We start from the raw sequence: 24,955 nt of genomic DNA, 5'->3' as shown, positions 1-24,955 counted from the left end.
TTAACATAACGGAGAAGCTAACACATGGCACATAAAAAAGCTGGTGGTTCTACTAATAACGGTCGCGATTCAGAAAGTAAACGCTTAGGTGTTAAACGTTTTGGTGGCGAATCTGTTCTAGCGGGTAACATCATTGTTCGTCAACGTGGTACTAAATTCCACGCTGGCACTAATGTTGGTATCGGTAAAGACCACACTCTATTTGCTTTATCTGAAGGTAAAGTTAAATTTGAAGTTAAAGGTCCTAAGAACCGTAAGTTCGTAAGTATCGAAACTGCATAAGTTTTTACTTACAACATGAATTCAAAGCCCTACCTTTATGGTGGGGTTTTTTATTTAGAACAAACAGATAAAGACCCTAGACCCTAGACCCTAGCCGTAATAGAAGAACTACTGGGATTTACAGTCTGTGGTCTACACTATAATAAACTTGCCAATATGCAGGTGGAGTAGCAAATGAAATTCGTTGATGAATCAACCATAAAAGTAGAAGCTGGCGACGGCGGTAATGGCGTAGTCAGTTTTTGGCGTGAAAAATTTGTAGAGAAAGGCGGACCTGACGGCGGTGATGGCGGCGATGGCGGTGATGTATATATGCAAGCCGATGAGAACCTAAATACACTTGTTGACTATCGTTTTGAGCGTTTCCATAAAGCTGAGCGTGGTAAAAATGGTAGCGGTGGTAACTGTACTGGTCGACGTGGCGCAGATAAAACCATTAAGGTTCCTGTTGGTACGCGTGCTGTTGATATTCATACCAACGAAGTGGTTGCTGAAGTAACTGAACATGGTAAAACGATCATGATCGCGAAAGGCGGTTGGCATGGTTTAGGTAACCAACGGTTTAAATCTTCAGTTAACCGTGCACCTCGTCAAAAAACGATGGGAACAAAAGGTGAAGTTCGAGAATTACGCCTAGAGTTATTGTTGTTGGCTGATGTCGGCATGTTAGGCTTACCTAATGCGGGTAAATCTACGTTTATTCGTGCTGTTTCTGCTGCCAAACCGAAAGTGGCGGATTATCCATTTACCACGTTGATTCCAAGTCTTGGTGTAGTTCGAGCCGGTGCTGAACGAAGTTTTGTTATTGCTGATATTCCAGGGCTAATTGAAGGTGCTGCGGATGGAGCTGGCTTAGGTATTCGCTTCTTAAAACACTTAGAAAGATGCCGAGTGCTATTGCACATGATCGATCTTCTTCCTATTGATGGTTCAGATCCGATAGTGAATGCATTAACTATTATTGATGAGCTTGAGCAATATAGTGAAAAAGTTTTTGCTAAACCGCGTTGGTTGATCTTCAATAAAGTCGATCTTATGACCGAAGATGAAGCGGATGAGAAGATCCAAGAGATCATCGATGCGCTGGGCTGGGAAGGGCATTACGCTAAAATTTCAGCGGTTAAAAAATTAGGCACCAAAGAGCTTAGTTTCCAGTTAGCCGAATTTATGGAAGGTTTACCAAAAGAAGAAGTTCAAGTTACTCTTGATGATGAGAAGGTTGACTTCAAGTGGGATGATTACCATAAAGATGCGATGAGCGGTAAGGATGTTATTACCGAAGAGTGGGACGACGAGGATTGGGATGACGACGAAGATGACGGCCATGTCATTTATGTTCGTGACTAATTCGGTCTGCTTTTAATTGCTTGATCACAAGAAAGCTGCAATTTCTCTTTGAGATTTTGCAGCTTTTTTATTTTAAATCATTCTTTTTGATAATGGAGTAAGGCAAACTTATATTACTTGGCCGGATGCCTAATGATTGTTCATTGTAAGGAAGAATGATTGTCATGGAAGCAAATCAGAAAAACATTACTCGATTTATTATTCATGCAGGGCAAATGCTATTAGCTCATGGAGCCGAAAGCACTTTGGTTTCAGATATTACTCGCCGCTTAGGTTTAGCTTGTGGTGTCGATGAAGTGGAAGTTTCATTATCTGCTAGTTCATTAATTGTAACCACTATTATGGATGGTAATTGTGTCACGACAGCAAGAAGAAGCCCTGACAAAGGTATCAATATGTCTGTCGTTACGGACATTCAGCGTGTTTGTATCATGGTTGAACGTCAAATATTAGATTTTTCGATGGCGCAGCGAAAACTAGAAAGAATTCAACCAACACGTTATAACCGTTGGCTTGTTGTGTTAATGATAGGTTTATCTTGCGCTGCTTTTTCTCATTTAGCTGGTGGGGATAAAATAGCTTTTGCCATTACCTTTATCGCTTCTTCAATTGGTATGATCGTTCGACAAGAGATTGGTCATCGGAATTTTAATCCGTTACTCAATTTTGCTGCTACGGCTTTTGTGACAACGCTTATTTCATCTCAAGCGGTGATTTATCAATTAGGCAGTCACCCATCCTTGCCAATGGCATCTTCTGTGTTAATGCTTGTTCCGGGGTTCCCTTTGATTAATGCTGTAGCAGATATGCTTAAAGGGTACATTAATATGGGAATTGCACGTTTTGTGATGGCTAGTTTACTTACCTTCGCAACGAGTATTGGGATAGTTGGGGCAATGACAATTACTGGAGCATGGGGATGGATACATTGATGTCACTTTTTCTTGCGCTACTCAATGATATGTTCTTTGCAGCAATTCCTGCTGTTGGTTTTGCTTTAGTCTTTAATGTTCCTGCTAATGCATTAAAATATTGTGCAATTGGAGGCGCTCTGGGTCATGGTTCTCGCTTCCTATTACTGCATTATGGTGTTGAGATTGAGTGGGCAACACTATTTTCAGCTACTTTTGTGGGAATGGTTGGTATCCATTGGTCTCATCGATTTTTGGCTCACCCGAAAGTGTTTACGGTTGCAGCCATGATTCCTATGATACCAGGCGTGTACGCTTTTAAAGCTATGATAGCGGTTGTGGAAATTAATCATATTGGCTACAACCCTGAATTATTTGCATTATTAATGGATAATTTTTTACAAGCTATGTTTATTATTGCTGGGCTTGCGATAGGGTTAGCGATGCCGGGCTTATTATTTTATCGCAGAAAATCAGTGATATAGTTTTATATTGTTATGAGTTAGGAGATTAACGTGAAAATTAGCATGATAGCCGCAATGGCAAAAAATCGAACGATTGGAAAAGACAATCAAATGCCGTGGCACTTACCTGCTGATTTTGCTTGGTTCAAACGTTGCACATTAGGAAAGCCGATTGTTATGGGCAGGAAAACCTATGAATCAATCGGTCGTCCACTACCAGGTAGGATGAATATTGTGCTTAGTCGTGATTCTAGTCTATTGATTGACGGTGTGACAGTAGTTAGCAATATTGATGAAGCTAAGCAAGTTACTGGTGATGCGGAAGAACTGATGATCATTGGTGGTGGCAGCATTTATGAAGCTTGCTTAGAGCAAGCTAATTGTTTGTACTTAACATTTATTGATGCTGAAATTGATGGTGATACTCAATTTCCTGATTGGCAAGAAGGCTGGACGGAAACTCACCATGATACTTATACCGCAGATGAGAAGAATAAATATGACATGGAATTTGTGATTTTAGAGCGTTAACTTATCTTTTCATTATCTGTATTTTAAGCAGAAGACGGACGTTTAGATCTTAGTCATCTGCTTAAATATGGGAAAATCACTGGATCGCTTGTTGAGTAAATAATTGCTTATCTTCCCATCTTAGCATTGATAAATACTCCCCCCACACGCAACCTGTATCGAGTCCTATTACATTAGCTTGCTGGTCATTGCACCCCATCAATGCTGCCCAATGACCAAAAATGACCGTTTTTTCTAATGAAATACGATTAGGTACTCGAAACCAAGGTAGTAGACCACTTGAATGAGCTTGTTCAGGAGGAAGTTTACATTCTAAATCTAATGTCCCATCACTAAGGCAAAATCGCATTCGAGTAAAAGCATTAATAGAATAACGATATAGTTCGATGCCTTGTAAAGACTCACTCCATTGAGTTGGTTGATTGGAGTACATATTCTCAACTAACCATTGCCAGTTATCGCTCTGTAAACATTGTTCAATATTTTTTGCTGCTTGGCGAGCGGTTGGAAGATCCCATTGCGGCGAAATACCGGCATGACACATTACAAATTCGGGATGTTCTGCGAGTAAAGGTTGTTGGCGTAACCAGTCCATCAGCTCATTTCTATCGGGGGCCGAAAATATATTAGCGGTTTTATCTTTTGGTTTACTGGTAAATAAGCCAAGGTGAACCGCAAGCAAATGCAAATCATGGTTGCCTAAAATACATTGAGCTGCATTTCCGAGAGATCGAACAAATCGAAGTGTTTCGAGTGATTTTGGCCCTCGGGCAACTAGATCACCAGCGAGCCAAAGAGTATCGTTTTGTGGATCAAATTGAACTTGATTGAGTAGCAACTGCAGCTCATCAAAACACCCTTGAATGTCACCTACAATATACGTTGCCACAATGCCTCCCTAATTAAGAATATTGGGAATAGCTAAACGAAAAGGGGATATCTCTGCGATAAAGGGGCTTCCTTGTTCATCCATCATCCCATAGTGTCCTTGCATGACGCCAACGGGGGTTTCAATCGCTGTACCACTGGTGTAAGTGTACTCTTGCATGGACTCAATCAAAGGCTGTTCACCAACCACTCCATCGCCTTCAATACTTAGTTGCTTGCCATTGGCATCGGTAATTAACCAACGACGCGTGAGAAGTTGAACCGAATGTTGGCTTAAATTACGGATGGTGATCGTATAGGCAAAGACATAGCGATGTTGTGCAGGTTGAGATTGTTCAGGAATATAGCGGGTTTGGACTTGGCATTTAATACAAGGGATGGTCTCGATTGACATAAGCGATCTCCTATCCTTAGGGGAAGACGATTAGCGCACCGTTTATGCTATAAAAATCGGTACGCTAATAGGTTTATTTAATCCTCAGACTCTGGTGAGGTCGATTTAGCATCAAGGTAATTAGCTAAATCAACAAATTGCACCAAGGTTAAGTTCTCAGGACGAACACCTGGGTTGATATTAAGTTGCTCTAATTCTTCAACGCTCGCGAGTGCTCTAAAGCAATTTCTTACAGTTTTACGGCGTTGGTTAAAACCTTCACGACACACTCGTTCAAGCCACTTTAAACTAGTTGCAGGATGAGGAAGAACCTCATAAGGCATTAGTCGTACCACGGCTGAATCCACTTTAGGTGGCGGGATAAAGGCGGTAGGTGGTACTTCCAACACCGGCATGACTTTACAATAATATTGCGCCATTACCGTTAAACGACCATAAGCTTTTGAGCCTGGCCCTGCCGCTAAGCGATTAACTACTTCTTTTTGAAGCATAAAATGCATATCTTGAATATCACTATGAAATTCAAATAAGTGAAACATCAATGGTGTTGATATGTTGTATGGTAAGTTACCAAAAATACGTAATTTATTGTTTGGCTTTACCAGTTGAGTGAAATCAAAACGCATAGCATCACCTTCATAAATGGTGAGTTTGCTCGCCAATTCAGGGTGATTACGTAAGCGATGTGCTAAATCCCTATCAAGTTCAATAACGGTTAGTTTGTCAACTTCACGTCCAACTGGTTCCGTGATAGCACCAAGACCAGGACCGATCTCAACTAAGTTTTGTCCTGGAAGTGGATTAATTGCCGATACAATACCATCGATAATGTAAGGATCATTAAGGAAATTTTGACCAAAACGTTTACGCGCTTTGTGACCTAAATGGACATCATTACTCATTATAATTTCTCATTTTATTAAATTAATACCGTATTGAATATAGGGTATTAATTGGTATTAGGATTCGAACTTTCAGCAAGCTCCAATGCATGGGTGATAGCAGTTAAGAAACTGCCTATGTCGGCTTTCCCTGTGCCAGCTAAATCAAGAGCAGTACCATGATCAACGGAGGTGCGTATAAAAGGCAAGCCTAAAGTGATGTTGACCGAATTCCCAAAGCCTTTGTATTTTAGTACAGGCAGCCCTTGGTCATGATACATAGCTAATACAGTGTCAGCTTGCTCTAAATATTTAGCATTAAAGATAGTGTCTGCTGGTAGCGGTCCAACAAGATTCATACCATCTTTTTGTCTTAACCTTTCCAATGTCGGCGTGATGGTTTCGATTTCTTCACGCCCTAAACATCCATCTTCCCCAGCGTGAGGATTGAGACCACAAACATAGATCGATGGATTTTCAATACCAAATTTATTGACTAAGTCAGTATGTAGAATATGAATAATACTTTCTAAACGTTCAGCGGTAACGGCTTGGCTGACATAGGCTAAAGGAATGTGAGTAGTCACTAATGCAACACGTAAACCTTCAGTCGCAAGCATCATGACCACCAATGGAGTCTCAGATTGCTCTGCAAAAAATTCGGTATGCCCGCTAAAGGCAACGCCCGCACGATTAATTACACCTTTATGAACAGGCCCTGTAACTAAAGCATCGAATTCTTTACTCATGCAACCTTCGCATGCACGTTTTAGCGTTTCTAGCACATAATGACCATTAGCTTCATTAAGCTGCCCGGCTACAACAGGAGAAGCTACATCGATATGCTCAACATACAATTGCCCTGCTTGTGAGGGCATCGCCTCTTGTTGCGCTTGGTATTCGATAAGTACAACATCAATATTAAGCTGCTCAGCACGCTGCATCAGCATGTTTTTATCCGCGCAGACGATCAATTGATGTGGCCAATCCTTTTGTGATAACGCTAAAACCAAATCAGGACCTATGCCTGCTGGTTCACCAGCGGTGATGACAATGCGTTTACTGCTTAGCATCGTCGTTTTCTCCGGTTGCATTATAATCTAATATTTCAACATAAGCACTGGCTCGGATTTCTTGTAGCCACGCGACTGCTTCATCATTAAATTTACGTTTAAATAGTATTTGGTAAGCTCTATTTTTCATTGATGATTCAGTTCTATCTACGGTTCTACGGTCAAGTACCTTGACAATATGCCAACCATAAGTCGTTTTGAAGGGCTCACTAATTTGACCAATAGCTAAATGATCAACTTGGTATTTAAATTCAGGTGCATATGAATCGGAGGTTTGATAACCCAGCTTTCCATCAGCAACAGCGGAGCCTGGATCTTGGCTATATTGTTGAGCTAGCTGGCCAAAAGTTCTTTTGCCTGATTTTATTTCGTCAATAAAACCATTTAGTTCTTCTTTTGCACCTTCATCACTTAATATTATCGATGGTTTGATTAAAATGTGTTGAGCATTAACTTCTGTAACGGCAACAGTTTTAAGGCCTTTCACATCTTCAATCATCATGATATGAAATCCTATACCACTACGAAATGGACCAATGATAGCGCCTTTTCCTTGAGTGGTGATTTGGTCAGCAAAAATAGTAGGCATTTCTTCTTTTCGCATCCAGCCCCAGTCACCACCTTCCAATGCTTTAGGTCCTTTTGAATAAGTATAGGCGAGTGTTGAAAAATCCTCTCCTTGTTTTAATCGTGCCACAAGTTCTTCTGCTTGCTTTTCAGTTGCTTGTTTATCATCACCAAACTTAAGTTGCAGTTGAGATATTTTATATTCAACGGTTGAGGTGCTTTGAGCGGCTAGTAGCCCTGATAAGGTTTCAACTTCTGAAGGTGATACGTTAATGCGACGGCGCACTTGAGCATTACGCGCTTCACTTATCGCCATCTCTTTACGGATCTGCTCACGAAAAATAGGATAAGTAAGCCCTTCACTTTTCACAGATGCAGTGAGTTCTTCTACGGTTTGATTATGATCTTTTGCTATGCCTTTTATCGCTTGTTCCAAGCGTTCATCATCAATCTGAATACCCATTTTTTTAGCTTCTTGAAGTTGAATCTCGTCAGTAATCAGCTTTTCTAATACTTGCTCTCGGAGTATTTTTTCATTAGGTAAACCTTTTTCACCTGCATTTGCTTTTACTGTTTTCATCGCGTTATCAACATCAGTTTGTAGAATCACACCTGTGTTAACAATAGCAATCACTCGGTTCAATTCTTGTGGCGCAGCTAAAGCTGAATGGCCGATGCCCAAAGTGAATAAGCTTAATATAGCTGGAATCCATTTTTTCATTATTGCGTCCAAAATAGTACTTAAGGAGAAGCCAGAAATTGAGATGCTGGCTTGTTCGTTTTATGCGTTCGATTGATTTTTAATTCAAGCTAAATGGTCTGCCATAGCTCAATGCATTACCACCGTCGCTATAGGTTAATCCTGTCGAAGTACCTAAACCTTTAATACCAAAGTTTATGCTAACCTTTCCTTCATATTCAGGCCCCGGCTCTGGGTAAATTTTTGTTACATCGCTTGAAGACATCATATGACGAGAATAAGTGACGCCTAAGAACCAGCAATCATCATTGTAAGTTAAGCCAACTAAGCCTTCTAACATTTGGTTTTCAGTTAAATCATGGTAATAGTTGGCATTGAAGTCCCAACGATCCGCTATTTTAAATTGAGTTAACATACCGAGTTGAGAAATACCATCACGTGTGTATGTATCTAGTCTAGATTCGGATATGTTTGGAGCATTATCTTGAATGTAGTCCTTTGAGGTATAACGGTAATTTAGCTGTGTGTAACCCGTTGGCATCTTATATTCAATAGTGCTATTGGCTTGCTGTAAGTCAGATAGGTTAGTGTCGTATTGAATACCACCTTTATATTGCCATTTATCACTAATATTCCATTCATTTTCTAACGCCCAAGCGGATAAATGGTCGTCTGAATCTTCATTTTCGTTAGGATCTAAATAGACAATCTGACCAACCGAAATATTAAAACGTTCTTTATAGTCTTGATCGTAAAAACGAGAGGTTGCACCATAACTTACTTGATTTGATGAGGCGATATAATCGACGCTGCTGTACTTCATATCACGGAATAAGCCGTAATAATCTTGCTGCATTAATGTCGTATCATAGCCGTGATAAATATCATCTTGATTCACTTTTGGGATGTATAAGTACTGTAATCTTGGCTCTATGGTTTGGGTATAATCACCAAAAAACTTCTCGTTACTGTCCATGAACAATGAGCCATTAATACGGAATTCTGGCACCACTCGTTGAGCACTTTCTTTTAAATCTGAATTGTAATTAGAAACGTCACCATCTTTTAAATCTTGATCATAATAGGTGTACATGACTTTAGCTTCAGAGGTTAATTGCCCCCAAGGCGCGGAAAATGGAAGAACGACACCTGGTTCTACGTGTACACGTGTTGCATCTGGTAATTCACTATTATCGGTCTCGAACTTACTGATATGGCTATCCCATTCAAAATCGACATTAGGTAGAACACTTGGGCGGTAATACTTAAAGCCAAGTTGCGGCATTAAACGGTAAGGTGTCGCACTTGTAAGCACTTGGAAGTTACGAACTTTCAATGTGGTATCAGAATAATCAGTACGGTAGCTTATCTCACCCATTTGATTTAATTGGCCGTCTTCACGTTCACCAATATTTGAATCTAAATCATCAAGATAAGTCTTGTCGCTGACTTTGGCGTAATCAACTGAAAATTTCCAATTACGATCGTAGATACCATCATGCTGCCAGTTAAGACCCCAACGGTGCCCTTTATCTGAATAGAGGTCATCTTGGTTTAAGTATTCGAAATCAACTGAGCCGGATCCAAAACCATCAGTAAGATAACGAAAATTATTATCTAATTGAGTGCCACGCTTTTGCATGTAGTTAACGGTGGTGGTGAGATCGTAATTTGGTGCAAGGTTAAAATAGATTGGAATATTGATTTCCAAGCCATTTTTAGTGTCGTAGGCTCCATTTGGATAAAGGAAACCAGTTTTACGTTTCTTACCAATTGGTACTGTAATATAGGGCCAGTAAAATACAGGAACGTCGAGTATCTCAAAGCGAGTATTATAAAATGTCGCTTCTTCTTCATTGTTATCAATATCAATATCGGTCGCTTTTACACGCCAAGATTTGTTATCTTCAGGACAAGTTGTTAGGGTGCCGTCTTGCATTGTGTAAATGGCTTGTCCGTCTTTTAATATATAAGCTGCATCACCACGAGCGCTTTGGCACAATAATTTAAATTGAGTGTCGTATAGCTCAATACGATTGCCAGTGAGATCGGAGTTAACTTTGTTTGATGTTGATTTTATTTGACCATCATTAGTATTAACATTGCCATCGGCGATAGCAGTATTGTTGGCTTGATTGATCGTGACTTTATCGGCTGTTATGGTTTTATGGCCTTGAGTGACAACCACATCACCAGAATATGTGGCTTGGCTTTGTCCTTGTGTGGTGACATTATCTGCTTGGATATTAACGGGAATATTAGATTGATCTTCTTTATTTGCATCGGGGGCGATGCACTGCTCTCCAGGGGCGATGATTTCTTCAGGCACACTGTCACTGCTGCTATCGTCAGCGAAAGCAGCAGGTAAGAAGGCAGCACTAATAAGAGTGGCAAGAAAAGTGCGAGAAATTCGAAACATTGAGTAAAATAATCCTGTGAAACTTTAGTTAATATTGTTTTTTTTTAGAAATTTTCAGAAATAAGACGAACTCTATAAAGATTTCTATATCATATATGTAAACGGCTTTAAGATACATTGTTCAACTAGATAAAAGACACGTTTATAACATTAAGATTGTAAGTTGAGTATAGAAAAGATTATCCCTAAAAGGGACTTTAAAGCTCATCGACACTATACAGACAATAGTTAAGAATAAAAATTCATAGTTTGGAGAATTAGGTAACTAGATGATAGGTAAATTACTGGGTATTTTGTTTGGTTCAATGATTGGTGCTATTCCCGGTGCCATTATTGGTTGTTTTATTGGGCATCAATTTGATAAAGCACGAAAAAATCAGCGCGGGTTCCAATCTGCATTTGGCTCTGGGGCATCACAAGCGGAAAGGCAAACGGAATTTTTCCAGGCCGCTTATGCGGTAATGGGACATGTTGCTAAAGCTAAAGGGCAGGTGACGCAGCAAGAAATCCAACTTGCGACGGTGATGATGGATCGAATGAATCTGTCTCCGGAACAAAAAAAGATCGCTCAAGAAGCTTTTCGTCAAGGCAAAGAGTCCGGATTTCCTTTGCATGATACGTTACGTAAAGTGCGTTTTTCAGCGGGTCGTCGACGTGATTTGTTGCAGTTTTTCCTTGAATTACAAATTTCAGCGGCTTTTGCCGATGGTGAATTACACCCTAGTGAAATACAAGTCCTGCAAACGGTAGCGCAAGAATTAGGATTTACGGCTCAATATTTACAACAGCGTTTGCGCATGCAAGAAGCTGCATTTCGTTTTCAGCAAGGTGGTGGTTTTGGTGGATATCAGCAGCAAGATCAGCAATCTGGTGGGCAGTGGCAACAACAAACGTCAGCATCACAACTTAATGATGCTTATGACCTATTAGGCGTTGATAAAGATGCAGATGCAAAAACCATTAAGCGTGCACACCGCAAATTAATGAATGAACATCACCCTGATAAATTGGTAGCCAAAGGTTTGCCTACGGAAATGATGGAAGTCGCTAAACAAAAAGCACAAGAAATTCAAAGTGCTTATGACCTTATCAAAAAAGAGAAAGGATTTAAGTAAAGAAATAGCACTTGGTAGTTCTATCTATTCTCGTTTAAAGCCCAGTTATAATAGTAGCTGGGCTTTTTGTTTATCTGCTTTATTTCGGGTTTAAAGTGAGATAAATAGTTCAAGACTCCTTTTTCTCCTCCAAAGTCAGCCGCATACCAATCATAAATTGAAGATAGGGTTAACCGGCCATTATTGGAAATAACGACACCTTTTTTACTATTGATGAACTCATGTTCTGACTGAGCTAACAAGGTCTCGGTATTTTTTGCAGTAAAAGCCTGACTGGATAAGTTCGGGCAACCTAAGCTGGCACAGTTCACCGCATAATGAATGCGTCGATCTTTCCAGATAGGGCGTAAGATTCGGTGTTCAATATCATTGAGTGTTAAAGGAACAGTATTGATTGATATGATCTTTTCATTCCAAGGACCAAATGAAAATAAGCCACCCAGCTTAGTGATCGATTCTATTGGATAATTATCAATAATAAGTTTTACAGTTAACGCATTGTATAGATTGACCCAATAGGCAAATTGTTCTTGCCTGTTCAGTTGGCGTGGATCTAACTTGGCCAAATATTGCAGGTATTGATTAAGTGTTTGCTTGTCTTCATCACTAATGGTGGCATAACGAAATAAGTGGTTTTCCCCCTTGATCACGAGGTTATGATCGAGAATATTTTGCCATGAGGAATGATCGATCACTTGAGTGCTGTTTTCGTTGATCGCATTCCAATAAGGCCAAAGTTCGGATTTTGGCGCCGAAAAAGAGCTAAAAGAAAAAAGAGAAAGTAGTAAAAGCGTGAGTCAGTACATGGTAAGTCTTCATTGATGATTACTGTAAAGATAGACCAATAAAGCGCAATGGATCTTTCATAAAAAATCCTAATATTTAATTAGTCAGTTAATGCTGATTTAAATACTAGGATTTTATAATGAGTACGACTTCTATTATCTCAAAAAGCTGGGAATGTTATTTTCAAATTCCGTGATTTTATCGGCGTGTTGCAAAGTTAAGCCGATATTATCCAAACCATTTAATAAACAATGGCGACGGAATTCGTCAATTTCAAACGAGTAGGTTTTTCCGTTAGCTGATACGCTCATAGCTTCTAAATCAACGGTGATTTGTGCACCTTCATTGGCTTCAACAAATTGAAATAGTTCATCAACTTCGCTTTCGCTTAATCTTACTGGCACAAGCTGATTATTGATCGAGTTACCATAAAAAATATCAGCAAAACTCGGTGCGATCATTACTTGAATACCATAATCCGCCAGCGCCCAAGGAGCATGCTCACGTGATGAACCACAACCAAAGTTTTCACGTGATAGCAGAATACTCGCGCCTTGATAGCGAGATTTGTTCATAATGAATTCAGGGTTTGGTTGTTGCCCAGCATCATCTAAGAAACGCCAATCATTGAATAGGTGTTGACCAAATCCAGTACGAGTCACTTTTTGTAGAAACTGTTTTGGAATGATCGCATCGGTATCAATATTAGCAATATCCAATGGAACCACTAGGCCGGTATGTTTTTGAAATCCTTGTGACATAGTGTGCTCCTTATTGTGCTTTTTCTGTTTGTGATGGTAAGTTGAATTGGCGAATATCAACAAAATGGCCAGCAATCGCGGCAGCAGCAGCCATGGCAGGGCTAACTAAGTGAGTACGGCCATCACGACCTTGGCGACCTTCAAAGTTACGATTGCTGGTGGAAGCACAACGCTCTTGAGGTCCTAAACGGTCATTGTTCATCGCAAGGCACATAGAGCAACCCGGCAAACGCCATTCAAAGCCAGCATCAATGAAAATTTTATCCAAACCTTCAGCTTCAGCTTGAGCTTTTACTTGTTCAGAACCTGGAACGATCAAAGCTTGTACATTAGCGGCTACTTTTTTGCCATTGGCGGCAGTTACTACTGCGGCGGCAGCGCGCATATCTTCAATGCGAGAATTAGTACAAGAGCCGACAAAGACTTTATCGACACTGTAATCAGATAATTTCTTACCGGCTTCTAATCCCATGTAAGCCAGTGCTTTTTTAGCCGAGCTCTGTTCTACTGGATCTGAGAAACTCTCTGGAGCAGGAATAATGCCATCGACCGACATTACTTGACCGGGGTTAGTACCCCAAGTTACTTGTGGAGTGATTTCGGATGCGTCTAATGTGACAACTGCATCAAATTTGGCATCGGCATCGGATGGAAGTGTTTTCCAATATTCAACAGCAGCATCAAATTCTGCGCCTTTTGGTGAGAATTTTTTACCTTGAACATAGTCAAATGTAGTTTGATCTGGTGCGATAAGACCTGCCTTTGCACCAAGCTCGATCGCCATGTTACAAACTGTCATGCGGCCTTCCATCGAAAGGTCGGTAATGGCTTCACCGCAGAATTCAACCACATAACCAGTACCGCCAGCAGCTGTGGTTTTTCCAATGATCGCGAGTACAATATCTTTCGCGGTAATGCCGTCGGCGACTTTGCCTTTAACTTCGATCTTCATGGTTTTGGCTTTCGCTTGTTTTAGCGTTTGAGTCGCCAAAACATGCTCAACTTCAGACGTTCCAATACCAAAAGCAAGCGATCCAAATGCGCCGTGGGTGGCGGTGTGAGAGTCACCACAAACAATTGTCATACCCGGTAGGGTGATCCCAAGCTCCGGTCCCATAACATGCACGATACCTTGGTACTTATGGTTTAAATCATAAAGGGTAACGCCAAATTCTAGGCAGTTCTGCATTAGGGTTTGCATTTGAATTCTTGCCATGTCACCTGATGCATTAATGTCTTTGGTGGTGGTGGACACGTTGTGATCCATCGTGGCAAAAGTTTTGCTTACTTGGCGCACTGGGCGGCCTTTCTCACGCAAACCATCAAAAGCTTGCGGTGAAGTGACTTCATGTACTAAATGGCGATCAATATACAGAATAGGCGTTTCACCTTCCGCAGCTACGGCCACATGAGCATCGTAGACTTTTTCGTATAGTGTTTTTGATAAAGACGTAGATTTTGACATTGCTTCTACCTGCTCGTGCTTATTGATTAGAATTAAGGATATATTGCGCGATTTTGTCACCCATTTCTGAAGTAGACAGCGCTGGTTTATCACCGGCTAAATCACCCGTTAGCTCTCCGGCTTCTAGGGCTTTAGATACTGCATTTTCGATATCTTGCGCAGCTGATTCTTCATTTAAGCTATAACGGAGCATTAACGCAGCGGATAGTATTTGCGCCACAGGGTTAGCAATGTTTTTACCTGCAATATCAGGTGCGCTGCCGCCTGCTGGTTCATACAAACCAAACTTGCTTTCATTTAGGCTGGCGGAAGGAAGCATACCCATCGAGCCTGTGATCATGGCGCATTCATCAGAAATAATGTCGCCAAAAATGTTAGAACAAAGCATCACATCAAACTGAGAAGGATCTTTGATAAGTTGCATAGTAGCGTTATCAATATAGATGTGTGACAACTCGACATCAGGGTAATCTTTGGCGATTTCTTCTACCACTTCACGCCATAAGATTGAGCTTTGTAGAACGTTGGCTTTATCGACAGAACAGACTTTTTTGCCACGTAAACGTGCCGATTCAAAGGCAATTTTCGCAATGCGTTCAATTTCGTAACGATGATAAATTTCAGTATCAAATGCTTTTTCTTCAGGACCTTCGCCTTCACGTCCCTTAGGTTGACCAAAGTAGATCCCGCCAGTTAATTCACGCACCACCACAATATCAAAACCACGCTCAGAAATATCCGCACGTAATGGTGAGAACTTTTCTAAACCTGCATGGATTTGTGCAGGGCGAAGATTACAAAATAATTGGAAGTGCTTACGTAGAGGAAGCAATGCACCGCGTTCTGGTTGATCGTTCGGTGGTAGATTTTCCCATTTAGGGCCGCCGACTGAACCAAATAAAACTGCATCCGATTCTTCACAAGCTTTTAGTGTGCTATTTGGAAGTGGTGTGCCGTGATTATCAATGGCAATTCCGCCGACATCATGTTGTTCACGTTCGAAAGTAATAGCGTGCTTTTTCTCTATCGCATCAAGGACTTTATGCGCTTGTTGCATCACTTCTGGGCCAATGCCATCACCGGGTAAAACTGCAATTTTGTACGTAGCTGCCATGGGGGTCTCTCTTCCTTAAAAATTAAACCTGTAAACTAGAGCAAGTGATGGTTATATCACTTGCTCTGAAAGTTGGGTTATACGGTTTCCATTCTTTTTGATTGTTTGATTTCTGCGATTTGATCGGCGCGATGAATGCTATTAATAACATGAAGCAGTGCTTGACCTGAAGCTTCAACGATATCGGTCGCTAAACCAGTACCATGATATTTGCGACCTTTGTAATTGGCAATAATATCGGCTTGGCCTAAACCATCTTCCCCTTCACCTTTAGCCGTTAGGTCGAATTTATCTAGCACGATGTCATAACCTGTTAACTTATATATGCACTGGTATAGAGCATCGACTGGACCATTACCGACAGCCGCTTCGCATTTTTCTTCATCACCACACAATAATTTAATGCTGGTGGTCGCCATCACGCTGCCAGATTGAACGCTTAAGTAGTTCAACTTAAAGTAGTCGTCTTCATCACGCAAATTGGCAAAGTGCATTAGAGATTCCAAGTCGTAATCAAATACTTGTCCTTTGCGATCCGCAAGTTTCAAAAAGTCTTCATACAAAGTATTTAGATTGTAATCTGAATCCTTGTAACCCATGGTATCCATGTGGCTTTTAACTGCCGCGCGACCCGAACGACTGGTTAGATTCAAGGCTTGGTTTTTAAGGCCAATTGATTCAGGTGTCATGATCTCATAGGTATTTTTATTTTTTAACATGCCATCTTGGTGAATACCAGAGGAGTGGCTAAAGGCATTGGCGCCCACAATCGCTTTGTTACTTTGAATCGGCATATTACAAAGCTGACTAACAAGCTTGCTAGTACGGTGAATTTCATCGTATTTAAGCCCTGTATTGACACCTAAGAAGTCACCACGAGTTTTAATGACCATGGCAATCTCTTCAAGTGCACAGTTACCGGCACGCTCACCAATTCCGTTAATCGTTCCTTCAACTTGTCGCGCACCTGCTTGAACCGCGGCCATTGAGTTTGCCACTGACATACCTAAGTCATCATGGCAATGGACTGAAATCACAGCTTTATCGATGTTTGGAACACGGTTAAATAAAGTGGCGATAATGCCGCCGAATTCGTTGGCTAGAGTGTAGCCGACTGTATCTGGAATATTGACTGTGGTTGCGCCTGCATTAATTGCAGCTTCAACAATGCGACATAGGTTGTCGATTGGTGTACGGCCAGCATCTTCACAAGAGAATTCGACATCATCGGTATATTTACGAGCTCGAGTAACAGAGCGAACTGCCATCTCGACTACATCATCATAACTACGGCGAAGTTTGTCTTGGACGTGAATGGTCGAGGTTGAAATAAAGGTATGAATTCGGAATGCTTCGGCGACTTTTAGAGCTTCTGCTGCGACATCGATATCTTTTTCTACGGCGCGAGATAAGGCACAAATACGACTGTTTTTGATATTTTTAGCGATCGTTTGAACAGATTCAAAATCACCAGGAGAAGAAATAGGGAAGCCAGCTTCAATTACATCAACACCTAAACGTTCCAGTGCATAAGCAATTTGCAGTTTTTCCTTCACCGTTAGGCTGGCTGAAAGTGCTTGTTCACCGTCACGTAGCGTGGTGTCGAATATAATTACTTGATCATTCATGGTGGCTTCCTTTTGATGTTAAGTACGCGATCCAACGCGATTTAAATATTTAGCTTTGGTGGGCTAAATGCAATAAAAAAGCCCGCATGATAATGCGGGCTTTTTTGGAATTCTTATGTGGTATGTTTCGTCCACTGCCTACCCGCGCGATTTGTTCACGATAAGGAGGAGGTTGAGTAGAGTTGAAACATTCTTAGTCATTTATTTTCTTCCACATAGTTAGTGTCTAAATTAGTACCGCATTTACCTTGGTGACGTCAAGGTTTTTTGATGAAAAAACATTCATTAATTTCTAGCTTGGCCACTTAATCATAAGTTTATTCGCTTCATCATACCGACAAATTAATGTCACTTATTTGTCATCGGATACTTTTACTTTAGAGCTAATACATTAGTGCAAAGGTATAAGGGGAAACAAAATGAGTCTAATACAACCAATAGCCAGATTTGATTTGGCCTTTTCTTTGTTTTGTTTACAGCATCGTTTTAATCAACCCGTTGCTCAGATGAGTAAAGCTATCTCTCATACAGGAGATGGACACTTGTATCTTCTGATTGGGGTACTTGCTTGGTGGGGTGATGCACAAATTGGTCGCTTGTTTTTTATGGTAGGACTTATTGCTTTCTTGATTGAATTACCTATTTATTGGGTATTAAAAAATAGCTTTAAACGCCGTCGTCCCGCTCAACTCTCTCAGAACCTTATTTCATTTATTACACCATCGGATAAATACAGCTTGCCATCTGGGCACACTGCCGCAGGTTTTGTCATTGCGACTTTGATGCAACATTTCTATCCAGATCTTACGGTCGCCGCTTACTTTTGGGCCGGGTTGATTGGCTTTTCTCGTATTCTACTTGGTGTGCATTTTCTGACTGATATTGTGTTAGGTGCGATATTAGGGGCGAGTGCAGCGTGGTTGGCTTTACAGATTTCAATAGGGATGAACATATGATGAAAATTCTTTATGGTGTTCAAGGGACTGGAAATGGGCATATTGCAAGGGCCCGAGCGATGGCAAATGCATTTCAGAAGCAAGATGTTGAAGTTGATTTTTTATTCTCAGGTAGAAAAGCAAAAGATTATTTCTCAATGGAAGATTTTGGTTCTTATCAAACTCGAAGAGGGTTAACGTTTCAGACTGAAAAAGGGAAAGTTAGTCATTTAAAAACTGCGATGAATACCAATATTGCCAGTTTGATGAGAGAAGTATCGCAATTGGACTTATCAGGTTATGACGTTGTGCTTAATGATTTTGAACCTATTACGGCATGGGCAGCTAAAAAGCAAAGTATACCAACAATTGGAATTAGCCATCAGAATGCATTTCGATATCCTGTGCCTAAAAAAGGAGCCGGTTGGATAGATCATACTGTTTTGCAACATTTTGCACCGACTCAGTTTCACTTAGGATTACATTGGTATCACTTTCAGCAACCTATTTTGCCGCCGATTGTCCATACACCGATAGTCTCTATTTATAGTAGCCATGATGCTCTTTTAGTTTATTTACCATTTGAAGATTTGAAAGAAGTAACGCAATTATTAATGCGCTTTTCTACTTATCAATTTATCTGTTATCACCCTGCAATTAAACATGCTTACCAGCAAGAGAATGTTAGTTTTCAACCACTTTCGTTTCAATCTTTTCAACATGATTTACAAGCCTGTCAGGGTGTTATTGCGAATGGTGGATTTGAGTTACCTTCAGAGGCACTTTCGTTAGGAAAAAAACTCTTACTTAAACCATTAGAGGGGCAATTTGAGCAATTAAGTAATGTTGCAACATTGGAATCTTTAGGCTTGGCTCAGTCCATGAACTGGCTAGACCCAAGTAGTGTTCGCTCTTGGTTAGAAGATCAACCAGCAGAAAAAGTGATTTACCCTGATGTAGCCCATGCTATTGCTGAATGGGTGGTAAATGGTGAATGGCAACATATTGAGCCTCTCTGGTCTCATTTATGGGAACAAGTAGATTTTCCTCATTACGCTTTGATCAATGAATAAACCTCAGAACAATGAATGAATTGAAGTTCAATAAATAAGCAGAAGGATAAAACCATAGATTGAGCCAATGATTTTACTTTTAGAAATATTTATATGTTTTATTTTTTTGTTTAATTTATTGTTTTTAATGGATATTTAAAGGTGTTCATGTAAATGATGTAATATTATATAAATATAGTTGTCATCAATATCTCTTGCATGGATAGTGCTCTCAAACCACGTGAAGGTGGCCTGAGTTTTATTATTACCTAATCCATCTTTTCTTAATGCTTGAATGGTGTAAATACCCAAAAGATCGAAGAATTGCAGAGGCAAACTAAATGACAAATATGAATCAACAAAACCAAACTGTCACCAATAACAGAACGGAATCTACTTTGCGTGGTGTTGATCTTAACCTATTAACTGTTTTTGATGCGGTCATGCAGGAACAAAATATTACTCGTGCTGCACAATATTTAGGGATGTCTCAGCCAGCGGTTAGTAATGCTGTTGCTCGATTAAAAGTTATGTTTAATGACGAATTATTTATGCGTCATGGACGTGGGATCCAGCCAACTCAACGTGCTCGTCAATTGTTTGGTCCGTTACGTCAAGCTCTACAATTAGTTCGAAATGAACTACCAAATTCAATTTTTCTTCCTGAAACTTCGGAACGCACATTTAAGCTGGCAGTATGCAGCCCATCGGATATCCGCTTTGCACCTCGAATAATGAGTGGTGTTGCAGAAAAAGCACCAAGCATTCAGCTTCACCTTGATGCTGAATGTGATAGTAATTTAACCGAAAAATTACGTTATCAAGAAGTTGATTTCGTGATTGATTATGCACGTTTCGATGCACCAGGGTATTCAAGTACTGAAATATTTAGCGATGAATTAGTGGTAGTTGTTTCTGCAAGCCATCCACGTATTGGTTCTGAAATAACAGAGCAAGAATTTCTAGCTGAAAAGCATGCAACATTATCAAAATTAAATGGTATCAGCAGTTTTTCTGAACGAGTGTATGGAACCGAAAGTGGATGCCAAGCCTCTTATCAAGGGACTGGATTAGCCAACGTTCTTTATGTCGTGAGCCAATCTGAATTAGTGACGGTTGTTCCTCGTTGGTTAATGGATATTATGCCAAACCGAGCAAATTATAAGATATTGCCATACCCGTTTGAAAATAATAAAGCTGCAGGATACTTAAGCTGGCATGAATCAAGTGAAAAAGATAAGGGTCATATTTGGATGCGTGATCAGTTGATGCTTATTTGTGGTGAGACTTTAGCTGAAAACATGTAATAGATTTAACTAACAATTAATTGAAATACAAAAAGCGCAGAATCTTCGGATCTGCGCTTTTTGTATTTCAGCTGAATGCCCGGTTAATGAAGTGTGATCTATGTAAAATAATGGCCAATATTTTACATTTGTTTTTTAATATTAAACGAGTGATTGAGGGCTATTTTTTATTAATTTATAGGTAATTATTCTTGTTGATAACGAAGATACCTATCAAAGTGAATTATGGCTGAATTTTACCCCGTAGACGAAGTAGGGGTATGAAGGTAAAGTAACTGAGTTGCGCTTTATCGCTCAGCAATGCACCTCCTTAGTCGATTATGATCGAATTAAGGGGTACATAGATAAGATGGTATTCATTTCGTTCCCCTCGTTGGTACAAGTTGTAGGATGATACGCATCTTCATTTAGGCTAAAAATAAGCCCTAACTATGTAAGATTTACCGAATGAACGAACGAGGCTACCTCATTGGGTGAGTTTAAATGGAGGCAACATGGAAATGTTATCCGGTGCGGACATGGTTGTTCGCTCTTTGATTGATGAAGGTGTTGAACACATCTTTGGCTACCCTGGTGGTTCAGTTCTCGATATCTACGATGCATTGCATGAGAAAAGTGATATTGAGCATGTATTAGTTCGCCATGAACAAGCCGCAACTCACATGGCTGATGGTTATGCCCGTGCAACAGGGAAAGTGGGGGTTGTTCTTGTGACATCTGGCCCTGGCGCGACCAATACCATTACAGGTATCGCGACCGCTTATATGGATTCGGCACCAATGGTGGTGATTTCTGGGCAAGTACCGAGTAATTTAATTGGTTATGATGCCTTTCAAGAATGCGATATGGTTGGAATCTCTCGCCCAGTTGTAAAACACAGCTTTTTAGTTCAAAAGGCTGAAGACATTCCCAAAGTAATTAAAAAAGCATTTTATCTTGCATCAACTGGCCGTCCTGGTCCTGTAGTGGTTGATCTACCTAAAAATGTACTTAATCCTCTTGAAAAATTCCCTTATCAATATCCTGATGATGTACAAATGCGCTCTTATAATCCGACGACATCGGGTCATAAGGGGCAAATTAAAAAAGGTTTGAAAGCATTACTTGAAGCCAAGAAACCCGTTTTATATGTTGGTGGCGGTGCAATCATTGCGGAAGCGAGTCAGCAACTTATTAAATTAGCGGAAGCGTTAAACTTACCAGTTGTGAGCACGTTGATGGGACTTGGCGCATTTCCCGCAACGCATAAGAACTCTTTAGGTATGCTCGGAATGCATGGTACCTATGAAGCCAATATGGCAATGCATAATGCGGATTTAATTTTTGGTGTCGGCGTTCGTTTTGACGACCGAACCACTAATAACGTTGAGAAATATTGCCCTAATGCCAAGATCATGCATATCGATATTGATCCATCGTCTATCTCGAAAACCATCCATGCAGATTTGCCGATTGTAGGGTCTGCTGATGAAGTGCTAAATAGCATGTTAAAGCAGTTAGTTGAAAAAGAGACAAAACAAGACAGTGAAGCGATTGAAACTTGGTGGTTAGAGTTGCAAGGTTGGAAGAATCGCAAATGTTTAGAGTTTGATCGCACCACCGATCGCATTAAACCTCAACAAGTTATCGAAACACTTTATAAGTTGACCAATGGTGATGCTTACGTTGCTTCCGATGTTGGTCAGCACCAAATGTTTGCTGCGCTTTATTATCCGTTTGATAAACCGCGTCGTTGGATTAATTCAGGTGGTTTGGGCACCATGGGATTTGGTTTACCAGCCGCTATGGGCGTTAAGTTTGCAATGCCTCAAGAAGAAGTAGTCTGTGTGACTGGTGATGGCAGTATTCAAATGAATATCCAAGAATTGTCCACTTGCTTGCAATACGATATTCCGGTGAAAATTGTTAACCTTAATAACCGATTTTTAGGCATGGTGAAACAGTGGCAAGATATTATTTATCAAGGTCGTCACTCTCATTCTTATATGGACTCCGTACCAGATTTTGCTGCGATTGCCGAAGCTTATGGGCATGTTGGTATTCGAATTGATAAACCTGAAGATCTTGAGGCAGGTTTGAAAAAAGCGCTGGATATGAAAGATCGCTTAGTCTTTATTGATATTAATGTTGATGAAACTGAGCATGTTTATCCAATGCAAGTGAAGGGTGAAAGTATGGATAAGATGTGGCTAAGCAAAACGGAGAGAACTTAACATGAGACATATCATTTCATTATTATTAGAGAACCAGGCTGGCTCTTTATCTCGTGTTGTTGGCTTGTTCTCACAGCGTGGTTATAACATTGAGTCTCTTACCGTTTCAGCCACCGATGATCCAACGCTATCGCGTTTAAACATAACGACCGCAAGTGATGCGCTTGAATTAGAGCAAATTGAAAAGCACTTACATAAGCTTGTTGATGTATTAAAGGTCCAAGAAGTGACAGAGCAAGCGTATGTTGAAAGAGAGCTGATGCTAGTAAAGGTCAAGGCTAGTGGTTTTGCTCGTTCTGAAGTTCATCGCTTATCCGAGGTGTTTCGAGGTCAAATAGTTGATGTTACGGCTTCTTTATTCACCATTCAATTAGCGGGCGATAGTGAGAAACTTGATGCTTTTATTAAAGCGGTATCAGAAATGACCGATGTGATTGAAGTTGCGCGTAGTGGCGTAGTGGGGATTGCCCGTGGTGAGAGAGCATTAAGAGCCTAACTAACCTGAACCCTGAATAATTTAAGCTAAACAACTTGTTCTTTTAGTGCCTAACTTCGTTAAAATTAATTCAATAGACTAGCTATTGACTCATAATTTTGCCTAGGTATGCATCTAAACAGTAAATGATAAAAAAGGAGACCATATCGGTCTCCTTTTTATTTGTTCTCTGTCCAGTCCTAAATAAGGTCGGGGCGCTCTAAATTAAAGAACGTGTACAGAAGAAGTGTTAGTTGTGCCTGATGGTACTAGAGCACCAGAAACCATAACAGCAATATCGCCTTTCTCGCCGTAGCCAATTTCAAGTGCTAAAGCCATACCTTGACGGTAGAAGTCTTCAGTATCATTAATTGCATCAACAACGATTGGTGTAACACCTTTAGACAAGCAAAGTTGCGCTGCAGTCTTAGTATTAGTCGTTACCGCAATGATTTTTGCTGTTGGGAAGTATTTACGTACAGAACGCGCAGATTTACCCGCTTCTGTTGCTACAACAATAACGGGCGCGGCAAGTTTCTCAGCGGTTTCTACTGCTGATTTACATACTGCTTCAGTGATGCGTAAACGTGGGCTGTCTAGACGAGAGCTTAACTCGGCTTTCAATGCGCGATCAGTACGGGCACAGATTTGAGCCATGATAGTTACTGCTTCAACAGGGTATTTACCTTTTGCAGACTCACCAGAAAGCATTACTGCATCTGTTCCATCCATGATTGCGTTCGCTACATCGCCCGCTTCTGCGCGAGTTGGACGTGGGTTTTTGATCATAGAATCAAGCATTTGAGTTGCAGTGATAACCACTTTACGTGCGCGGTTACATTTCTCGATCATCATTTTTTGAGCGAAGATTACTTCTTCAACTGGGATTTCAACACCTAGATCGCCACGAGCAACCATGATGCCGTCAGAGGCTTCAAGAATTTCGTCAAAGTTATCAACGCCTTCTTGGTTCTCAATTTTAGAGATGATTTGGATGTCTGCGCCACCGTTAGCCACTAGAAGCTCGCGGATTTCTTTAACATCATCAGCTTTACGGATGAAAGATGCAGCAACGAAATCGACGCCTTGCTCACAACCAAATTTAAGGTCAGCTTTATCTTTTTCTGCAAGTGCAGGAAGTTTTACTGAAACGCCAGGAAGGTTAACACCTTTGTTTTCACCTAGGTCACCGTTGTTAAGCACTTTACACTTAACTTCAGTTTCGGTAGTTGCAACAACAACCATCTCAATTAGGCCATCATCGACTAAGATTGTGTCACCAGCAGTAAGATCTTGAGCAAAGCCTGGGTAAGTTACCGCAACAGTATTAATGTTACCTACAACAGATGTATCGGTTGTGAAAGTAAACTCTTGGCCAGCAACTAGCGCAACATCGTCACCATTTTCTAGTTTGATGGTGCGAATCTCAGGACCTTTAGTATCAAGCAAAATAGCAAGTTGCTTACCTGTGTTTTTCATTACTTGGCGAAGATTATCAATACGAGCGCCATGTTCAGCAAAATCACCGTGTGAGAAGTTCAAACGCATTACGTTCATGCCTGCATTTGCAAGTTCAGTTAGTTTCTCAACAGATTCAGTTTTCGGGCCAATCGTACATACGATTTTGGTCTTTTTCATGTGGAAGTG

22 protein-coding genes and 1 pseudogene are annotated in these 24,955 nt (G+C 40.6%); 11 read left to right on the top strand and 12 right to left on the bottom strand.

Annotated elements, in window-relative coordinates; genetic code table 11:
* The first annotated feature begins 24 nt into the window (after window positions 1-24).
* From rpmA to folA, 5 genes are all read left to right on the top strand, one after another.
* The gene (rpmA, locus tag HC725_RS07940; protein ID WP_017026335.1) at window positions 25-282 is read left to right on the top strand and encodes a 50S ribosomal protein L27; all 258 of its coding nucleotides are present in this window, start codon (window positions 25-27) and stop codon (window positions 280-282) included.
* 174 nt (window positions 283-456) lie between these two features.
* Window positions 457-1,629, top strand: coding sequence for an Obg family GTPase CgtA (gene cgtA / locus HC725_RS07935; protein WP_190331293.1), 1,173 nt, complete (start codon window positions 457-459; stop codon window positions 1,627-1,629).
* A 164-nt stretch (window positions 1,630-1,793) separates the two neighbouring features.
* Window positions 1,794-2,561 (top strand): threonine/serine ThrE exporter family protein, encoded by a 768-nt coding sequence (locus HC725_RS07930; protein WP_190331292.1) that lies wholly within the window; start codon window positions 1,794-1,796, stop codon window positions 2,559-2,561.
* A complete protein-coding gene (locus HC725_RS07925; RefSeq protein ID WP_446751357.1) occupies window positions 2,549-3,025 on the top strand; it encodes a threonine/serine exporter family protein in 477 nt (158 codons plus the stop codon). The genes HC725_RS07930 and HC725_RS07925 overlap by 13 nt, the downstream gene beginning before the upstream one ends.
* Before the next feature lie 30 nt (window positions 3,026-3,055).
* Window positions 3,056-3,535 (top strand): type 3 dihydrofolate reductase, encoded by a 480-nt coding sequence (folA, locus tag HC725_RS07920; RefSeq protein ID WP_190331290.1) that lies wholly within the window; start codon window positions 3,056-3,058, stop codon window positions 3,533-3,535.
* 76 nt (window positions 3,536-3,611) lie between these two features.
* Here folA and apaH read toward each other — a convergent pair whose 3' ends face one another.
* The 6 genes from apaH to lptD form a co-directional block, all read right to left on the bottom strand.
* Window positions 3,612-4,424, bottom strand: a complete 813-nt coding sequence (apaH, locus tag HC725_RS07915) for a bis(5'-nucleosyl)-tetraphosphatase (symmetrical) ApaH (RefSeq protein WP_190331289.1) — start codon at window positions 4,422-4,424, stop codon at window positions 3,612-3,614.
* Between the two features lie 9 nt (window positions 4,425-4,433).
* Window positions 4,434-4,817 carry a Co2+/Mg2+ efflux protein ApaG gene (gene apaG, locus HC725_RS07910; protein ID WP_190331288.1) on the bottom strand — a complete coding sequence of 128 codons (384 nt, stop codon included), beginning with the start codon at window positions 4,815-4,817 and terminating at the stop codon, window positions 4,434-4,436.
* A 77-nt stretch (window positions 4,818-4,894) separates the two neighbouring features.
* Window positions 4,895-5,719 carry a 16S rRNA (adenine(1518)-N(6)/adenine(1519)-N(6))-dimethyltransferase RsmA gene (gene rsmA / locus HC725_RS07905; RefSeq protein WP_190331287.1) on the bottom strand — a complete coding sequence of 275 codons (825 nt, stop codon included), beginning with the start codon at window positions 5,717-5,719 and terminating at the stop codon, window positions 4,895-4,897.
* Between the two features lie 47 nt (window positions 5,720-5,766).
* Window positions 5,767-6,771, bottom strand: a complete 1,005-nt coding sequence (pdxA, locus tag HC725_RS07900; protein ID WP_190331286.1) for a 4-hydroxythreonine-4-phosphate dehydrogenase PdxA — start codon at window positions 6,769-6,771, stop codon at window positions 5,767-5,769.
* Entirely contained in the window at window positions 6,758-8,059 is a 1,302-nt protein-coding gene (surA, locus tag HC725_RS07895) for a peptidylprolyl isomerase SurA (RefSeq protein ID WP_190331285.1), read from the bottom strand. The genes pdxA and surA overlap by 14 nt, the downstream gene beginning before the upstream one ends.
* A 79-nt stretch (window positions 8,060-8,138) precedes the next feature.
* The gene (gene lptD / locus HC725_RS07890) at window positions 8,139-10,457 is read right to left on the bottom strand and encodes an LPS assembly protein LptD (protein WP_190331284.1); all 2,319 of its coding nucleotides are present in this window, start codon (window positions 10,455-10,457) and stop codon (window positions 8,139-8,141) included.
* Window positions 10,458-10,726: 269 nt separating this feature from the next.
* Here lptD and djlA point away from each other — a divergent pair, with 269 nt between their 5' ends.
* The gene (gene djlA, locus HC725_RS07885) at window positions 10,727-11,572 is read left to right on the top strand and encodes a co-chaperone DjlA (RefSeq protein WP_190331283.1); all 846 of its coding nucleotides are present in this window, start codon (window positions 10,727-10,729) and stop codon (window positions 11,570-11,572) included.
* Window positions 11,573-11,592: 20 nt separating this feature from the next.
* Here djlA and HC725_RS07880 read toward each other — a convergent pair.
* From HC725_RS07880 to leuA, 5 genes and pseudogenes are all read right to left on the bottom strand, one after another.
* Window positions 11,593-12,348, bottom strand: a pseudogene (locus tag HC725_RS07880) (DUF547 domain-containing protein); the annotation flags it as partial.
* Between the two features lie 165 nt (window positions 12,349-12,513).
* Window positions 12,514-13,119, bottom strand: a complete 606-nt coding sequence (leuD, locus tag HC725_RS07875) for a 3-isopropylmalate dehydratase small subunit (protein ID WP_190331282.1) — start codon at window positions 13,117-13,119, stop codon at window positions 12,514-12,516.
* Between the two features lie 10 nt (window positions 13,120-13,129).
* Window positions 13,130-14,584: a 3-isopropylmalate dehydratase large subunit gene (gene leuC, locus HC725_RS07870; RefSeq protein WP_190331281.1), complete on the bottom strand. Its 1,455-nt coding sequence runs from the start codon at window positions 14,582-14,584 to the stop codon at window positions 13,130-13,132.
* A 19-nt stretch (window positions 14,585-14,603) separates the two neighbouring features.
* On the bottom strand, window positions 14,604-15,698 hold the full coding sequence (gene leuB / locus HC725_RS07865; RefSeq protein ID WP_190331280.1) for a 3-isopropylmalate dehydrogenase: 1,095 nt from the start codon (window positions 15,696-15,698) through the stop codon (window positions 14,604-14,606).
* A 77-nt stretch (window positions 15,699-15,775) separates the two neighbouring features.
* A complete protein-coding gene (leuA, locus tag HC725_RS07860) occupies window positions 15,776-17,326 on the bottom strand; it encodes a 2-isopropylmalate synthase (protein WP_190331279.1) in 1,551 nt (516 codons plus the stop codon).
* Between the two features lie 419 nt (window positions 17,327-17,745).
* Here leuA and HC725_RS07855 point away from each other — a divergent pair, with 419 nt between their 5' ends.
* The 5 genes from HC725_RS07855 to ilvN all read left to right on the top strand — a co-directional run bounded on the left by HC725_RS07855 (window position 17,746) and on the right by ilvN (window position 23,329).
* A complete protein-coding gene (locus HC725_RS07855; RefSeq protein WP_190331278.1) occupies window positions 17,746-18,282 on the top strand; it encodes a phosphatase PAP2 family protein in 537 nt (178 codons plus the stop codon).
* Entirely contained in the window at window positions 18,282-19,334 is a 1,053-nt protein-coding gene (locus HC725_RS07850; RefSeq protein WP_190331374.1) for an MJ1255/VC2487 family glycosyltransferase, read from the top strand. Before HC725_RS07855 ends, HC725_RS07850 begins: the two co-directional genes overlap by 1 nt.
* Window positions 19,335-19,654: 320 nt before the next feature.
* Window positions 19,655-20,620 carry a transcriptional regulator LeuO gene (gene leuO, locus HC725_RS07845; protein ID WP_190331277.1) on the top strand — a complete coding sequence of 322 codons (966 nt, stop codon included), beginning with the start codon at window positions 19,655-19,657 and terminating at the stop codon, window positions 20,618-20,620.
* 494 nt (window positions 20,621-21,114) lie between these two features.
* Window positions 21,115-22,833 carry an acetolactate synthase 3 large subunit gene (locus tag HC725_RS07840; RefSeq protein WP_190331276.1) on the top strand — a complete coding sequence of 573 codons (1,719 nt, stop codon included), beginning with the start codon at window positions 21,115-21,117 and terminating at the stop codon, window positions 22,831-22,833.
* 1 nt (window position 22,834) lies between these two features.
* Window positions 22,835-23,329 (top strand): acetolactate synthase small subunit, encoded by a 495-nt coding sequence (gene ilvN / locus HC725_RS07835; protein ID WP_190331275.1) that lies wholly within the window; start codon window positions 22,835-22,837, stop codon window positions 23,327-23,329.
* A 204-nt stretch (window positions 23,330-23,533) separates the two neighbouring features.
* On the opposite strand, the gene pykF is transcribed toward ilvN, so the two are convergent.
* Complete coding sequence (pykF, locus tag HC725_RS07830) at window positions 23,534-24,946, bottom strand: pyruvate kinase PykF (RefSeq protein ID WP_190331274.1); 1,413 nt, start codon at window positions 24,944-24,946, stop codon at window positions 23,534-23,536.
* Window positions 24,947-24,955: the final 9 nt, after the last annotated feature.

The organism is Vibrio sp. S17_S38 (genome assembly GCF_014694375.1).
Classification (GTDB): Bacteria; Pseudomonadota; Gammaproteobacteria; order Enterobacterales; family Vibrionaceae; genus Vibrio.
The sequence above is the reverse complement of the archived record's forward strand: the minus strand, read 5'-3'. Positions and strand labels throughout refer to the sequence as shown.

Excerpts from the sequence above, each read along its gene's own strand:
- ilvN (WP_190331275.1), top strand. The coding sequence starts at position 22,835 with ATGAGACATATCATTTCATTATTATTAGAGAACCAGGCTGGCTCTTTA.
- HC725_RS07925 (WP_446751357.1), top strand. The coding sequence starts at position 2,549 with ATGGATACATTGATGTCACTTTTTCTTGCGCTACTCAATGATATGTTC.
- rsmA (WP_190331287.1), bottom strand. The coding sequence starts at position 5,719 with ATGAGTAATGATGTCCATTTAGGTCACAAAGCGCGTAAACGTTTTGGT.
- HC725_RS07840 (WP_190331276.1), top strand. The coding sequence starts at position 21,115 with ATGGAAATGTTATCCGGTGCGGACATGGTTGTTCGCTCTTTGATTGAT.
- HC725_RS07850 (WP_190331374.1), top strand. The coding sequence starts at position 18,282 with ATGAAAATTCTTTATGGTGTTCAAGGGACTGGAAATGGGCATATTGCA.
- rpmA (WP_017026335.1), top strand. The coding sequence starts at position 25 with ATGGCACATAAAAAAGCTGGTGGTTCTACTAATAACGGTCGCGATTCA.
- djlA (WP_190331283.1), top strand. The coding sequence starts at position 10,727 with ATGATAGGTAAATTACTGGGTATTTTGTTTGGTTCAATGATTGGTGCT.
- HC725_RS07930 (WP_190331292.1), top strand. The coding sequence starts at position 1,794 with ATGGAAGCAAATCAGAAAAACATTACTCGATTTATTATTCATGCAGGG.
- leuD (WP_190331282.1), bottom strand. The coding sequence starts at position 13,119 with ATGTCACAAGGATTTCAAAAACATACCGGCCTAGTGGTTCCATTGGAT.
- leuO (WP_190331277.1), top strand. The coding sequence starts at position 19,655 with ATGACAAATATGAATCAACAAAACCAAACTGTCACCAATAACAGAACG.
- leuC (WP_190331281.1), bottom strand. The coding sequence starts at position 14,584 with ATGTCAAAATCTACGTCTTTATCAAAAACACTATACGAAAAAGTCTAC.
- pykF (WP_190331274.1), bottom strand. The coding sequence starts at position 24,946 with ATGAAAAAGACCAAAATCGTATGTACGATTGGCCCGAAAACTGAATCT.
- leuB (WP_190331280.1), bottom strand. The coding sequence starts at position 15,698 with ATGGCAGCTACGTACAAAATTGCAGTTTTACCCGGTGATGGCATTGGC.
- cgtA (WP_190331293.1), top strand. The coding sequence starts at position 457 with ATGAAATTCGTTGATGAATCAACCATAAAAGTAGAAGCTGGCGACGGC.
- lptD (WP_190331284.1), bottom strand. The coding sequence starts at position 10,457 with ATGTTTCGAATTTCTCGCACTTTTCTTGCCACTCTTATTAGTGCTGCC.
- HC725_RS07855 (WP_190331278.1), top strand. The coding sequence starts at position 17,746 with ATGAGTCTAATACAACCAATAGCCAGATTTGATTTGGCCTTTTCTTTG.
- pdxA (WP_190331286.1), bottom strand. The coding sequence starts at position 6,771 with ATGCTAAGCAGTAAACGCATTGTCATCACCGCTGGTGAACCAGCAGGC.
- apaG (WP_190331288.1), bottom strand. The coding sequence starts at position 4,817 with ATGTCAATCGAGACCATCCCTTGTATTAAATGCCAAGTCCAAACCCGC.
- leuA (WP_190331279.1), bottom strand. The coding sequence starts at position 17,326 with ATGAATGATCAAGTAATTATATTCGACACCACGCTACGTGACGGTGAA.
- surA (WP_190331285.1), bottom strand. The coding sequence starts at position 8,059 with ATGAAAAAATGGATTCCAGCTATATTAAGCTTATTCACTTTGGGCATC.